Genomic DNA, 14,111 nt, shown 5'->3' with positions numbered 1-14,111 from the left:
GCACTTGGCCCCACGGTCCCCGCCGCCGACCCCTCGGAGCCCCTCCCGGGGGCCGCCTACACTGATCGCATGGCCAAGTGGACCCCCAAGCACGAAGCGCCGGAGCCCCTCGAAGGGCCGGTCGTCGCCACCGTTGTCGGCGGCACGCTCCTCTGGTTCGTCCTCTTCCTGGCCCAGCTCCCCTTCTACGGCTGGTTCGACGACCGCGACCTGACCTGGTGGGTGTGGACCTGCCTGGCCGGCGCCGGACTCGGACTGATCGGCATCTGGTACGTGCGCGGACGCGACGCCGCCATCAAGCGCGACGCCGCCCGCCGCGCCGCCGAGGCCGCGGACGCGGACACCACGGCGCGCTGAGACACGCCGCCGCCCCGTAGGAGCCGCCCCGGCGCCGCGTACTGCCGGGGGACCATTCGCCTCCTCCCCCGGTCTGATCTTCGGGCTCCCCGAGGGGTGGACCGGGCCCTTCGCACGTAACGTCGAAAACATGACTCAGCGGGCGAAGACCGACACCGACGGCCACGACCCCTCGGGCCGGGGCGGCCCGCCCATCGACGCGGGCGCCGAACTGGACCCGGTGCACCCCGTCGCGCCCCCCGGAGCCCCGGCCCCGGCGGCCGGCGCGGACGGGCGCGCCACCGGTCTGAGCACCGCCGAGGTGGCCGAGCGGGTGGCCCGCGGCGAGGTCAACGACGTCCCCCTGCGCAGCAGCCGCTCCACCGCCGACATCGTCCGCGCGAACGTCTTCACCCGCTTCAACGCGATCATCGGCGTGCTCTGGCTGATCATGCTGTTCGTGGCGCCGATCCAGGACAGCCTGTTCGGCTTCGTGATCATCGCCAACACCGGCATCGGCATCATCCAGGAGCTGCGCGCCAAGAAGACCCTGGACGGGCTCGCCGTGATCGGCGAGGCCAAGCCGACCGTGCGCCGCGACGGACGGGCCGGGGAGATCTCCACCTCCGAGATCGTCCTGGGCGACCTCATCGAGATGGGCCCCGGCGACAAGGTCGTGGTCGACGGCGAGGTGGTCGAGGCCGACAGCCTGGAGGTCGACGAGTCGCTGCTGACCGGCGAGGCCGACCCGGTCCTGAAGAAGCCCGGCGACAAGATGATGTCCGGCTCGTTCGTGGTCGCCGGCGGCGGCGCGTTCACCGCCACCAAGGTCGGCCGCGAGGCCTACGCGGCGCAGCTCGCCGAGGAGGCGTCCCGCTTCACCCTGGTCCACTCCGAGCTGCGCACCGGCATCTCCACGATCCTCAAGTACGTGACGTGGATGATGGTCCCGACCGCGATCGGCCTGGTCATCAGCCAGCTCGTGGTCAAGGACAACAACATCAAGGACTCCATCGCCCGCACCGTCGGCGGCATCGTCCCGATGATCCCCGAGGGCCTGGTGCTGCTCACCTCGGTCGCCTTCGCCATCGGCGTGATCCGGCTCGGGCGCAAGCAGTGCCTGGTGCAGGAGCTGCCCGCGATCGAGGGCCTGGCCCGCGTCGACGTGGTCTGCCTGGACAAGACGGGCACGCTGACCGAGGGCGGCATGGACGTCACCGAGCTGCGCCCGCTGGACGGCGCGGACGAGGGGTACGTGCGCAAGGTGCTGGGCGCCCTCGGCGAGTCCGACCCGCGGCCCAACGCGTCCCTGAAGGCGATCATCGACGCCTACCCGGACAGCGAGGACTGGCGGTGCACCGAGTCGCTGCCCTTCTCCTCGGCCCGCAAGTACAGCGGCGCCGCCTTCAGCGAGGGCGACGGCGAGAACTCCACCTGGCTGCTGGGCGCCCCCGACGTGCTGCTCCCGGCCGGGCACCCCGCGCTCGCCGAGACCGAGCAGCTCAACGAGCAGGGCCTGCGGGTGCTGCTCCTCGCCCGCACCCCCCGCGAGCTGGACGACGCACGGGTCGCCGAGGACGCCGAGGCCACCGCGCTGGTGGTCCTGGAGCAGCGGCTGCGCCCGGACGCGGCGGACACCCTGGCCTACTTCGCGGACCAGGGCGTGGCCGCGAAGGTCATCTCCGGCGACAACGCGGTCTCGGTCGGCGCGGTGGCCGGCAAGCTCGGCCTGCCCGGCGCCGAGAACACCGTGGACGCGCGCCAGTTGCCCACCGGCCAGGAGGAGATGGCGAAGGTCCTCGACGACAACGCCGTCTTCGGCCGGGTCACCCCGCAGCAGAAGCGGGACATGGTCGCCGCCCTGCAGTCGCGCGGGCACACGGTCGCGATGACCGGCGACGGCGTCAACGACGTGCTCGCGCTGAAGGACGCCGACATCGGCGTCTCGATGGGCTCGGGCTCCGAGGCCACCCGCGCGGTGGCCCAGATCGTGCTCCTGAACAACAGCTTCGCGACGCTGCCCTCGGTGGTGGGCGAGGGCCGCCGGGTCATCGGCAACATCACCCGGGTCGCCACCCTGTTCCTCACCAAGACCGTGTACTCGGTGCTGCTGGCCGTCCTGGTGGTGATCTGCCAGGTCGAGTACCCCTTCCTGCCGCGCCACCTGACGCTGCTGTCCACGCTGACCATCGGCGTCCCGGCGTTCTTCCTGGCCCTGGCCCCGAACAAGGAGCGCGCCAAGCCGAACTTCGTGCGGCGCGTGATGCGGTACGCGGTCCCCGGCGGCGTCATCGCGGCGGCGGCGACCTTCGTGACGTACCTGATCGCCCGCTCGTACTACACCGGTCCCGACGCCCTGCAGGCCGAGACCAGCGCGGCCACGCTGACGCTGTTCCTGGTCTCCATGTGGGTGCTGGCGATCATCGCCCGGCCCTACACCTGGTGGCGGATCGCCCTGGTCGCGGCGATGGGCGCCGCGTTCCTGCTGGTCCTGGCGGTGCCGTGGCTGCAGCACTTCTTCGCGCTGAAGCTGGTGGGCGCGACGATGCCGTGGGCGGCGGTCGGCATCGCGGTCGCGGCGGCGGCGCTCGTGGAGGTGTCCTGGCGCTGGGTGGACCGCAGGTTCCCGGCGTAGGGACGGAGCGGGGACCCGGCGGGAACGCACCCGGACGGGGCGCCGGGGAAACCATTTGACCTGCCGTTTACTCTGTCACCGCAGCAATAGCTGTGACAGGTGTGAGGGGTGGGGAGGCCGCACATGGTGCGGAGTTCGGGAAGGCCGCGCAGAGCGGTGGTGGGGGCCCTGGCGGGCGTCCTGGCGGCGGGCGGCCTGCTGGCCGCGCCGGGCGGCGCCCAGGCGGCCGGGGAGGCCCCCGGACCGGCGGCGGCCCGGTCGACGACGCTCGCCACGGGCGAGCGCCTGGAACTGGTGGACGACGGCCGGGGCGGGGCGCCCGGCATCCGGGTCACCCCCGCGCCCGGAACGGCGCCGGGCAGCGGCCCCGGCCGGTACGCGTTCGCGTCCGTCGACGGCCAGGTGCGGGCGCTGCCCGGCGGCCCGGCCAAGGCGCCGAAGCCGAGCGCGCTGACCGCGGACCCGGGCGCCCAGGCGGCCGGCGCGGCCACGCGGCGCTCGGCCCTGGCCGCGAGCGCCAACCAGAAGGTCACCTTCAGCGTCGCCAACAAGGAGCGCGACACCGGCGCCCTGATGCACGTCTGGAACCTGTCGACCTGGACGTACTACCCGGTCGACGCCGACCAGTTCCGCCTCCAGGGCACCGCGAGCCTGCCGCCGGGCAAGTACCTGGCGATGGCCCTGTACTCGGCGTTCACCCGGCCCAGCTACCTGCTCGTGCGGGGCTTCACCGTGGCCTCCGCGCCGGTCTCCGTCGCCTTCGACGAGAAGGCCGCCAAGCCGGTCTCGCTGGTCCCGGACGACCCGACGGCGCGCCGCGCGGGCGTCACCGTGTGGGCGGCCACGCCGGGCGGCGGCCTGGTCGGCTTCGCCGGGGGCGGCGCGTCCCCGGTGTACGTCACGCCGTTCACCGTCACCGGCGTCTCGCTGCGCGTGCACGAGAAGCTGGTGAAGAAGGGCAGCGCGCCCACGCCGTACGTCTACGACCTGGTGCACAACTTCGAGCGCAGCGTGCCCGCCGCGCCCAGCGTCCCGGTGCGCACCGCCGACCTGGCGAGGACGGTCACCTCCACCCGCTCCCAGAGCACGGACCCGTACAGCTGGCTGAACAGCTCGCCGCGGTTCGACGAGGACTCCAGCGGCGTGTTCGCCGCCGCCCCCGTCCCCTCGGCGGGCAGCTTCACCGAGTACACGACCCCGGGCCGCTCCTTCAGCCGCTCGCTCGACCACTCCGGCTACAGCGCGTCCCTGCCCGCCCGGACGCTGCCCGCGGGCACGTCCCCGGGCACCACGATCGGCTCGGGACCGCTCTCCCCGGCGCCCGCGCGCTTCTCCCGCACGAGCACGAACATGAACCTGCTCGGCGGCAACGGCTTCACCGACGCCGACGGCGACGTCTTCACCGAGTCCTTCGGCCACCACGCGCTGAAGCTGACCTCGAACGGCGCCACGCTGCTCGACGAGCCCGCCGTGGAGACCCACCGGACCCGGCAGGTGCCGGTGCCCACGGGCCGCGCGCCGTACGCCCTGACGCAGACCGTCGACCGCGACAACGCGGGCCTCGGCGTCTCCACCCGGGCCACCCGCGAGTGGACCTTCACCTCCGCCGCGCCGGCCGGCCGCTCCGAGGGCCTGCCGCTCGTCGACGTCGACTTCGACGCCACGGGCCTGGACGCGCGCAACCGCGCGGCGGCCGGGAAGGTCGCGGTGAGCGCCACCGCCACCACCACGGCCAAGGACGCCACCGCCGAGGTCACCGGCCTGGAGTACTCGCTCGACGAGGGCCGCGGCTGGCTCCCGGTCGAGGACGGCGCCGTCCCGGTGGCCGCCACCGACCGGCACGTCTCGCTGCGCGCCACCGCCAGGGACTCCGCGGGCGGCACCGTCCGCACCACCCTGATGCGCGCCTTCGCGGGCCCGGCCACCACCCCCGCGCCCGACCAGAACACCGGCACCGTCCGCATCGGGACGCCGTCCTTCACCGTCGGCGACAACGGCACCGCCGTGCCCCCGATGGTCGTCCCCGGCGACTACCACGACGGCTGGCTGACCCTGAACACCAGCTTCGAGGTCACCGCCCCCGCCGGCGCGGCCGCGGCGCACATGACGCTCTACAACGGCACGTACGAGAACCCGCGCGCGGTGCTCGACTTCGCCTTCACCCGGTGCGTCCCCAAGACGGCGACCACCGCCACCTGCACCGGGTACACCGGCGTGAGCCCGAAGCGGCTGAACGACGGCTCGCTCACCGGCTTCTGGCACGCCGCCGTGCGCGCCCGCGCGACCGACGGCAGCGGGACGGCGTTCGTGAAGGACGCGGCCACCGTGCGCATCATGCGCCCGACCTACCTGACCGCCACCGACGCGACGCCCGAGCCGGTCAAGAAGGGCGCCACGCTGACCGCGAAGGCCACCTTCACGGTCTCCGACTGGGCGACCGGCGCCAAGGTCGCCTACCCGGGCCAGAAGCTCACCCTGGAGTTCCGCCAGGCCGGGACCACCGCCTGGAAGCCCACCACCCAGGTGGTCACCGACAGCGCGGGCCGCGCGACGGCCTCCGTGAAGGCCACCGCCACCGGCGACTGGCGCTTCACCTCCGGCACCACGGACGGCACCACGCGCGCGGTGTCGGCGCAGGACAACGTGGTGGTGAAGTAGCGCGGTTCGGGACGGGGACCCATGACGGGAAGTCCGTCAGGGGGATCCATTACGCGGAAGGGCCCGCCGGTCGTCACGACCGGCGGGCCCTTCCGCGCGTGTCCCCGCGGCCGGGTTCAGTCGAACCAGCGGTCCCTGGCCAGTTCCTCCGTCCGGGACGGGTCCTCCAGGAGCGCGGCCACCTCGAAGCGGCGGGGCCACTGGCCCGCGGCCCAGGCCAGGGCGGCGGCGACGCCCTCCAGGGTGGCCGCGTGCAGGCGGCCGTCCGGGGTGCGGCGCCAGTCCAGCTCGACGCCCGCCACCACCAGCTCCTCGTGCTCCACGTACGTCGCCGGGGTGGCCGGGCCCAGCAGGGCGTGCACCGGGGGCGGCACCTCGTGCTCCTCGCCCTCGCCGGTCACCTCCGCCACGAGCGCCTCGCTCAGGCGCCGCACCTGGAACAGCTCCGCCAGCTCCGCCGCCCGCGCCGGGGCCACCGGGAGCAGCGGCAGTCCGGCCGCCAGCGGCAGCAGGTCCGGGGCGTCGGCGACGACCGCGTCGGCCGCGTCCACCACGACCGGGACGCCGTCCACGACCGCCCGCAGGTCGTCGGGGAGGGTGACCTGCTCCGGGTCGAGGTCGGCCAGCGCCGTGTACAGGGCGTGCAGCTGGGCGCCGCCCACCTCGCGGTCCGGGTCGGCCAGCCGGGCCAGCAGCTCGGCCGCGCCGCCGGGCTCGTCCAGGAGGGCCGCCACCGAGGTGCGCACGCCCAGCGCCCGCAGCACCTGGGCGTCCTCGAAGCCGGTGGTGTCGACGGAGTCGTACAGGCCCTCGAGGAGCGGGTCCGCGCCCGCCGCGCGCAGGCCCGCCGGGCGGCGGCCGTCGAGCACCGGGTGGTCGCGCAGCCACCAGGCCGTGTAAGGGCGGACGTTCTCGGTGGTGCCGTCGGGCAGCAGCACCCGCACCGGCTGGGTCAGCGCGTCCCGCAGCGGCGGCCTGGCCAGCATCGCCAGCGCCCGCGGCCAGTGGTCGTCGTCGACCAGGTCCAGGTCGCGCACCGCGACCAGCTCGGTGGCGACCGGCGGCACCGGGCCCTCGGGCAGCCGGTCCAGCACGTCCTCGCACCACACGTCGACGGCGTCGAGCAGCCCGGCGTCGTCGGGCTCGGCGAAGTCGCCCTCTCGCGGCTCCAGTTCGTCCGGGTCCAGGACCACGTCGGTGGCCCGCACCAGCGCGAACGTCGCCAGCACCCCACAGGCGGCCAGCGGCTGCTCGCCCCAGCGGTCCGCCAGCTCCGCGTCGACCAGGGCGAGCTCGTCCTCGCGCATCACCGAGGCGAACGCGCTTCCGGGCAGCACCAGTTCGCCCGCCGGGGACAGCTCGCCGTCCTCGTCGGGCAGCGCCAGCGCGCCCAGCCACGGCTCGTCGCCCGGCTCCAGGCCCGCGTCGCGCACCAGCGCGAGCACGGTCTCCGCCAGCTCCTCGGCGTCCGGCGCGTCCTCGTCCCACACCTCGGCGTCGTCCAGCGAGGCCGCCACCGCCGCCCGCACCTGAGGGGTCGTCAGCACGGCCCGGGGGGTGGCCGGGAGGGCGCCCAGCTTCTCCAGGAGCGGGTGCGCGGCGTCCGGGTGCGCCACCTTCAGGCCGAGCCGGGCCAGGTCGGCGGGGGTCTTCGCGAGCGGGAGCAGCACCTGGCGGGGGCCGATGGTGGTACGACCGGAGGCCAGCGGCACCGGAAGGCCCGTCAGCCGGTCGGGGTCGACGCCCGCCAGCGAGTCGTACAGCCGCCGCCACCAGCCGGGCTCGCGCTCCAGACCGGCCAGCCGGTCGATCGCGTCGGCCAGCGCGAGCCGGCCCACCCCCAGGGTGCGCAGCTCGGCGCGGCGCTCCAGGCCGGCGGGCAGCAGGGTCGGCAGGACCTCCGCCAGGACCCGTACGGTGTCGGACCCGGCGCCCTCCACGACCTCCGCCTCGACCGGGCGCAACGCCGGGAGCTCCTCGGTGGGGGCGGCCGGGGCGAGGAAGGCGAGCCGGGGCAGCCGCCGCAGCACCGCCTCGCGCAGCGCCCCGTCCAGCGGCCCCTTGCCCAGCGGGCCCGGCACCAGGTCGAGGGTCCCGGTGCTCACCGGAGCCCAGCCGCCGAGCAGTTCGGCGTAGGCGTCCGCGGCGCGCTCGACCAGGAAGTCCAGGAGCGGGCCGGGGGCCGGGTGGCGGCGGGTGGTGTCCAGCGGCAGCGAGGCGATGAGCAGGGCGGGGATGCCGGACGGCTCGTCGGTGGGGGTGGGGGCGTGCACCACGGGGGCGGTACGCGGCCGCTCCGGGGCGCCGTCCGCGTCCACCGGGACGGCCCAGGTCACCGCCCAGTGCGGCCGCAGCCGCTCCTCGACCGGACGGTCCTTGAGCAGGGCGGGGTCCAGCGGGCCACGGTGGCTGACGGTGCGCCAGCGGGTGGTGCCGTGCGCGGAGTCGTGCACGTGGACGTACGCGTCGGGGGTCTCCCGGCTGAGCGTCCGGACGCCCTCCGGGGTCTCCACGACCACCTCGGCCAGGCCCGGCAGGGTGAGCAGCAGGGCGTCGTCGACGGCGCCGAGCAGCTGCTCGGCCAGCGCCTCGGCGGCGGGGTCGCGCAGCGGCAGCACCACGACGGTGTCGTAGCCGTCGGGGGCGGTGCCCTCGGCGGGCAGCGGCAGGCGCAGCAGCGGTACGTGGCCGTCGCGGCGGCGCAGCTCGTCCCCGAGGCCGGGGCTGCCCACGGCGGCGTCGGCGGCCATCGCCCTGGCCTCGGCGAGCGACCAGCGCACGCCGCCGTGCCGGCCGAGGACGGCGGGCTCGTCGCTGACGGCGAGGACGGCCGCGAAGCCGACGCCGAACCGGCCGACGGCGCCCTGGTCGTCCTCCCGCTTGGCGGAGGCCCGCAGGGTGCTCAGCGACTCCACGCCGGTGGCGTCCAGCGGGGCCCCGGTGTTGGCGGCGACGAGGACGCCCTGCCGCAGGGTCAGCCGCAGCCGCCCGGCCACGCCCGCGCGCCCGGCGGCGTCGGCGGCGTTCTGGGCGAGCTCGACGACGAGCCGGTCGCGGTAGCCTCCGAGGGCGAGGTCCTCCTCGGCGTTGGCGTCCTCCCGGAACCGCGCGGGCCCGGCACCCCAGGCATCCAGCACCCCGCGCCGCAGCCGGGCGGTACCGAACGGATCGGCGCCTTCGGTGTGGGTGAGGCTCACGGTGCTGCTCCGCTCTGTCGGGACCACGTGCGGCCCTGAAGGTACCGCTTCCGGTGGAGGCGGAATTCATGGGCGGGGGGGGCGGCAGGCTGGGGGTGGTGGGTGCGGGGGCAGGCTGCGGGTGGTGGGTGCGGGCGCGGGGGTGGGTGCGGGGCCAGGCGTGCCTCGACCGGGACGCGGTGTGCCTGCGGGGTTACGGGTACGGGTGCGGGGCCAGGCGTGCCTCGACCCGGACGCGGGTGCGGTGTACCAGCGGGGCGCAGGGGCGCAGCCCCGCCCGGGGCCGGGGCGGAGCCCCGAGAAACCGCACCTCGTGGGCCCGCACCAGACGGTGCCGGGTGACCTACCGGGGGGCGCAGGGGCGCAGCCCCGCCGGGGGCCGGGGCGGGGCCCCGGGAACTCTCTTCGTGTCCCGCACCAACGGTGCCGCCCCCTACCGCCGGAGGCTTTCGGGAAGGGGCGGGTCGGGGACCCCCAGGCCCGGCGCCACAGGGGCCGGACCCATATCACGTACGGGCCACCCCGGGTGCGGCCACGGACAGGCCCTCCAGAGCCGGGCAGCTCGTCAGCCACCGGGCCCCGGCAAAGGGGCCCCGCAAGGCCCCCCGCCCCACGTCTCCTACGAGTGCCCCAGGTCCGCCGACGCCGGATCATCCGTCTCCGGCAGGCTGTTCTCCGGCGAAGGCCGCAGCGGGAACGCGTCCGCCGTCATCGAGTCCATCACCGGCTCCGACGGCCCCGACGGCTTCGGCATCACGGCCGCCTCCGAGTGCCCCCCGCAGCCGTACGTCAGGGACACCACGCGCCCGTCCGCCGGGCCGAACTCGTTCGCGCACACGCCGAAGGCCTGCTTCAGCGAGCCCGCCAGCGGCACCAGGAAGGCGCAGGACACGCAGGAGGCGGGGGCCGCCTGGGCCATCGGGGTCTTGGCCCCGTAGGCCTCCTCCCAGCGGTCCGCGGCCACGTGCAGTCCGTACCGCGACAGCACCCGCGCCCGGCGCATGCCGAGCTCCTCGGCGACCGCCGTGATGGCGCCGCGGGCCGGGGCGGGGGTCACGAGCTCCGCAGGGGCGTCCTCCGCAGGGGCAGGGGCGCCCTCCGCGACATCCACGCCCACGGCCGCCGCAGCGTCCGCCGCCTCCACCGCCTCACGCGACACCACCGAGTTCGGCGGCGCCTCGTCCTCCCCGGACCAGCCCGGCTCCAGGCGCAGGTCGTCCGCCTCGGTGGGCAGCAGGTCGCCGGGGCCCATGTCGCCGGGGCGCAGGCGCTCGCTCCAGGGCACCCACTCGGGGGCGAGGAGGGCGTCCGGTCCCGGCAGCAGGACCGACTCGTCGAGGGTCACCAGCTTCGAGCGGGAGGCACGGGCCACGGTGACGCCCCAGCGCCAGCCCCGGTAGCCGGGCTCCTTGCACTCGAAGAAGTGCGTGACGACGCGGTCGCCCTCGGCGACCACCTCGACGTGCTCACCGACGACGCCCGGCGCGGCCGCCTCCTCGGCGGCCTCCCTGGCGAGGTCTACCGCCTCGGCGCACAGGCGGTCGGGGGTACGGCTTCGCGTCGTCGCAGCACTCACAGGTCTCGCTTCTCTCCTACGCCGTCTCACGGGTGCGCCGTACCGTCTGACGGACGTACGGGCGGCGGGCGGAGCGGACCAGGGGGCCGCATCGACGTCCGCGCCCGGCCGGCTCCCGGGCGCACCTCTCGCATCCATTCTGCGGGATGACGAAGAGGCGCGCGGCCGAGAACTTCCGCCGGTGGCGCGCTACGCACGCTACCCCCTTCGCCGCCCGCCGCCCACCAGCACGTCGGAATCGCGGTCGGGGGCGCGTTCCTACGGTGGGGCTTGGGGCACTATGACGGGGTGGCTGCCGCACGCTCGTCCGATGCCTCCGGGCCGCTCCGCAGGGCGGGCCGGGCGGTCGGGCGCGCCCTGCACTTCCCGTTCACGGCGCCCGCGCGGGGCATCCGCCGGGCCACGCACGCGCACGGCGCGGGCGAGTCGGGGCTCGGCAAGCTGATCGAGCTGCACGCGGTCAACGGCGCGGGCGACGTGATGATCACCGTGGCGCTGGCGTCCACGGTGTTCTTCTCGGTGCCCACGGACGAGGCCCGCGGCCGGGTCGCCCTGTACCTGGCGATCACGATGGCGCCTTTCACCCTGCTGGCCCCGGTGATCGGCCCGCTGCTCGACCGGTTGCCGCACGGACGGCGGGCGGCGATGGCGGGCGCCATGCTGACGCGGGCGGTGCTGGCGCTGACGATGTCGGGCGCGGTGGCGACCGGCGGCCTGGAGCTCTACCCGGCCGCGCTGGGCGTGCTGGTGGCCTCCAAGGCGTACGGGGTGGTCAGATCGGCGGTCGTGCCCCGGCTGCTGCCCACCCGCTTCTCGCTGGTGAAGGCGAACTCGCGGGTGACGCTCGCGGGCCTGCTGGCCACCGGGGCCGCCGCACCGGTCGCGGCCGGGCTCCAGCGCATCGGGCCCGGCTGGCCGCTGTACGGGGCGTGCGCGCTGTTCGTCGCGGGGACGTTCCTGTCGGTGTCGATGCCGCCGAAGGTGGACTCGGCCAAGGGCGAGCGCAAGGCGCACATGCTCACCCACGGCGAGAAGAAGCCCAGCCTGCGCACGGTGGGCCCGTCGGTGCTGCACGGCCTCCAGGCGAACGCGGCGCTCAAGGCGCTGTCCGGGTTCCTGATCTTCTTCCTGGCGTTCCTGCTGCGGGAGCACCCGATGGCCGGGCAGAGCGCCGCGGTGTCGCTGGGCATCGTGGGCGTGGCGGCCGGCGTGGGCAACGCGTGCGGCACGGCGGTGGGCTCCTGGCTGCGCAAGGCGCGCGGCCCTGAGGTGATCATCGCCACGATGATCCTGGTGGAGCTGGGCGCTGCGGTGTGCACGGCGGCGTTCTTCAGCCCGGTGCTGGTGGCCGTGCTCGGCGGGGTCGCCGGGCTGTCCCAGGCGCTGGCGAAGCTGTCGCTGGACGCGCTGATCCAGCGGGACGTGCCCGAACTGGTGCGCACCTCGGCGTTCGCCCGTTCGGAGACCCTGCTGCAGGTGGCGTGGGTGGTGGGCGGCGCGATCGGCATCGCCCTGCCGCTGCACGAGGTGCTCGGCATGGGCGTGGCGGCGGCGATCCTGGCGCTGGGCGCGGCCCTGTCGGTGCGCGGACTGTTCGCCGCCGCCCGCACCGCGGGCCGCCCCCGGCTGGCCTGACGCGCGCCACACGGCGCCCCGCATGAGGTCCTGCGGTGGCGGACCGATAGCCTTCGGGCCATGACCGTTGCGTACTTCTCCGGCAAGCGCCGCCGGGCCGCCGCCGCTCTCGGCGCCGTCTCCGCCGGACTCCTCGTACTCTCCGCCTGCGACAAGCCGACCCCGGTGGCGACCCTGACGGTCGGCTCGGACTCGGTGAACACCGAGGCGTCCTGCTACGGCAAGCAGCTGGGCCAGGCCGAGCTGTCGAAGTGCCTCAACGGCAAGGACGCCAAGACCGTCAAGGTGGACGTCGACAAGACCCTGCGCTTCGGCGTCGACCCGAAGATCGCCGACGCTGGCTGGCTGCTCTTCGTCAACGGCCAGCAGGCCGAGCAGGCGCCGATCAAGAAGACCTACCGCGAGCTGCCCGCCTCCAGCTTCTTCTCGGAGCAGATCGGCTCCAACGGCAAGACCACGAAGATCGCCATCGTGTCCGGCAGCGGCAAGTCCACCGGCATCTGGCAGTTCACGCTCGAGAAGGACTCCTGAGCCGTCCCGGCCCGCTCGTGCGCGTCCTGGTGGTGACCGCCGTCGCGGCGGAGGCCGAAGCGGTCTCCGCCGGGCTGGCTCCCGGTGCGGGGAGCCGGGTCCTGGTCGGCGGGGTCGGCCCGGCCGCCGTCGCCGCGGCCACCGCCACCGCGCTCGCCCGTGACCCGTACGACCTGGTGGTCTCCGCGGGCATCGCCGGCGGCTTCGCGCCCCGCGCCCCGATCGGCTCGCTGGTCGTCGCCGACGCCATCGTCGCCGCCGACCTGGGCGCCGAGACCCCCGAGGGCTTCCTGCCGGTCGAGGAGCTCGGCTTCGGCCGCTCCCGGCACCCGGTGCCCCTCGCGCTCGCCCGGCGCCTCAGCGCCGCCTCAGGGGCCCTCCTGGGCCCCGTCCTGACCGTCTCCACCGTGACCGGCTCCGCGGCCCGCGCCCGCGAGCTGGCCGAGCGCCACCCCGGCGCCGCCGCCGAGGCGATGGAGGGCTTCGGAGTCGCCGAGGCCGCCGCCGCCCACGGCCTGCCCGCCGCCGAGGTGCGCGCCGTGTCCAACGCGGTAGGCCCCCGCGACCGCGCCGCCTGGCGCATCGGGGACGCCCTGGCCGCCCTGCGCGACGGCTTCCACCGCATCAGCCCCGTGCTCGCCACGCCCTGGGAAGGAGCACCGTGAACACCACACGCACCGAGAACACGGCCGACGCACTGCGCATCGCCTACTCCCCCTGCCCCAACGACACCTTCGTCTTCGACGCCTGGGCCCACGGCCGCGTGCCGGACGCCCCCGCGCTCGACGTGACCTTCGCCGACATCGACGTCACCAACGGCATGGCCCAGCGCGGCGAGCTCGACGTGCTGAAGGTGTCGTACGCGGTGCTGCCCTGGGTCCTCGACGAGTACGCGCTGCTGCCCTGCGGCGGCGCGCTGGGCCGGGGCTGCGGCCCGCTGGTGCTCAGCCGGGAGCCGGACCTGGACCTGACGGGCCGGACCGTGGCGGTGCCGAGCGAGCGCTCGACGGCCTACCTGCTGTTCCGGCTGTGGGCCGCGGACGTGGTGCCCGGCGGGGTCGGCGAGGTCGTCGTGATGCCCTTCCACGAGATCATGCCCGCCGTGCGCGACGGCAAGGTGGACGCGGGCCTGGTCATCCACGAGGCCCGGTTCACCTACCGCGACTACGGCCTGCACTGCCTGGCCGACATGGGCGAGCACTGGGAGGCCACCACCGGCCTGCCGATCCCGCTCGGCGCGATCATCGCCAAGCGCTCGCTGGGCGAGGAGGCGCTGCGCCGCCTCGCCGCGTCGGCGCGCGCCTCGGTGCGGATGGCCTGGGACGACCCGGAGGCCTCCCGTCCGTACGTACGCGAGCACGCCCAGGAGATGGACCCGGCGGTGGCCGATCAGCACATCGGCCTCTACGTCAACGAGTTCACGGCCGACCTCGGCGAGGACGGCTACGCGGCGGTGCGCGGCCTGCTCACGCGCGCCGCGGCCGAGGGCCTGGTGCCCGCCCTCGGCCCCGGGGCGCTCGACTTCCCCTGAGGCGCTGGTCTC

Annotated in this window: 9 protein-coding genes; 7 read left to right on the top strand and 2 right to left on the bottom strand. The window is 75.3% G+C overall.

Features of this window, described 5'->3' with window-relative positions; translation table 11 throughout:
- Nucleotides 1-69: 69 nt before the first annotated feature.
- The 3 genes from ABT160_RS15000 to ABT160_RS14990 all read left to right on the top strand — a co-directional run bounded on the left by ABT160_RS15000 (nucleotide 70) and on the right by ABT160_RS14990 (nucleotide 5,629).
- Complete coding sequence (locus ABT160_RS15000; RefSeq protein ID WP_351647544.1) at nucleotides 70-357, top strand: DUF2530 domain-containing protein; 288 nt, start codon at nucleotides 70-72, stop codon at nucleotides 355-357.
- Between the two features lie 130 nt (nucleotides 358-487).
- The gene (locus ABT160_RS14995) at nucleotides 488-2,971 is read left to right on the top strand and encodes a cation-translocating P-type ATPase (RefSeq protein WP_351647542.1); all 2,484 of its coding nucleotides are present in this window, start codon (nucleotides 488-490) and stop codon (nucleotides 2,969-2,971) included.
- Nucleotides 2,972-3,094: 123 nt separating this feature from the next.
- Nucleotides 3,095-5,629, top strand: a complete 2,535-nt coding sequence (locus tag ABT160_RS14990) for a hypothetical protein (RefSeq protein ID WP_351647540.1) — start codon at nucleotides 3,095-3,097, stop codon at nucleotides 5,627-5,629.
- 116 nt (nucleotides 5,630-5,745) lie between these two features.
- On the opposite strand, the gene ABT160_RS14985 is transcribed toward ABT160_RS14990, so the two are convergent.
- A complete protein-coding gene (locus ABT160_RS14985) occupies nucleotides 5,746-8,826 on the bottom strand; it encodes a sacsin N-terminal ATP-binding-like domain-containing protein (protein ID WP_351647539.1) in 3,081 nt (1,026 codons plus the stop codon).
- A 619-nt stretch (nucleotides 8,827-9,445) separates the two neighbouring features.
- Complete coding sequence (locus tag ABT160_RS14980; RefSeq protein ID WP_351647537.1) at nucleotides 9,446-10,402, bottom strand: DUF3027 domain-containing protein; 957 nt, start codon at nucleotides 10,400-10,402, stop codon at nucleotides 9,446-9,448.
- 288 nt (nucleotides 10,403-10,690) lie between these two features.
- Here ABT160_RS14980 and ABT160_RS14975 point away from each other — a divergent pair, with 288 nt between their 5' ends.
- From ABT160_RS14975 to ABT160_RS14960, 4 genes are read left to right on the top strand one after another with little or no spacing between them, the layout of a single operon-like run.
- Nucleotides 10,691-12,037, top strand: coding sequence for an MFS transporter (locus ABT160_RS14975; RefSeq protein ID WP_351647535.1), 1,347 nt, complete (start codon nucleotides 10,691-10,693; stop codon nucleotides 12,035-12,037).
- Nucleotides 12,038-12,097: 60 nt separating this feature from the next.
- Nucleotides 12,098-12,568: a DUF2771 domain-containing protein gene (locus ABT160_RS14970; protein ID WP_351647533.1), complete on the top strand. Its 471-nt coding sequence runs from the start codon at nucleotides 12,098-12,100 to the stop codon at nucleotides 12,566-12,568.
- A 17-nt stretch (nucleotides 12,569-12,585) separates the two neighbouring features.
- Complete coding sequence (locus ABT160_RS14965) at nucleotides 12,586-13,233, top strand: futalosine hydrolase (RefSeq protein ID WP_351647532.1); 648 nt, start codon at nucleotides 12,586-12,588, stop codon at nucleotides 13,231-13,233.
- Complete coding sequence (locus tag ABT160_RS14960) at nucleotides 13,230-14,099, top strand: 1,4-dihydroxy-6-naphtoate synthase (RefSeq protein WP_351647530.1); 870 nt, start codon at nucleotides 13,230-13,232, stop codon at nucleotides 14,097-14,099. The genes ABT160_RS14965 and ABT160_RS14960 overlap by 4 nt, the downstream gene beginning before the upstream one ends.
- Nucleotides 14,100-14,111: the final 12 nt, after the last annotated feature.

The sequence above is a fragment of the Streptomyces sp. NPDC001941 genome, assembly GCF_040296945.1.
In the GTDB taxonomy this organism is placed as follows: domain Bacteria; phylum Actinomycetota; class Actinomycetes; order Streptomycetales; family Streptomycetaceae; genus Streptomyces.
Note: the sequence above shows the minus strand (reverse complement) of the source record. Positions and strands in the feature narration are given on the sequence as shown.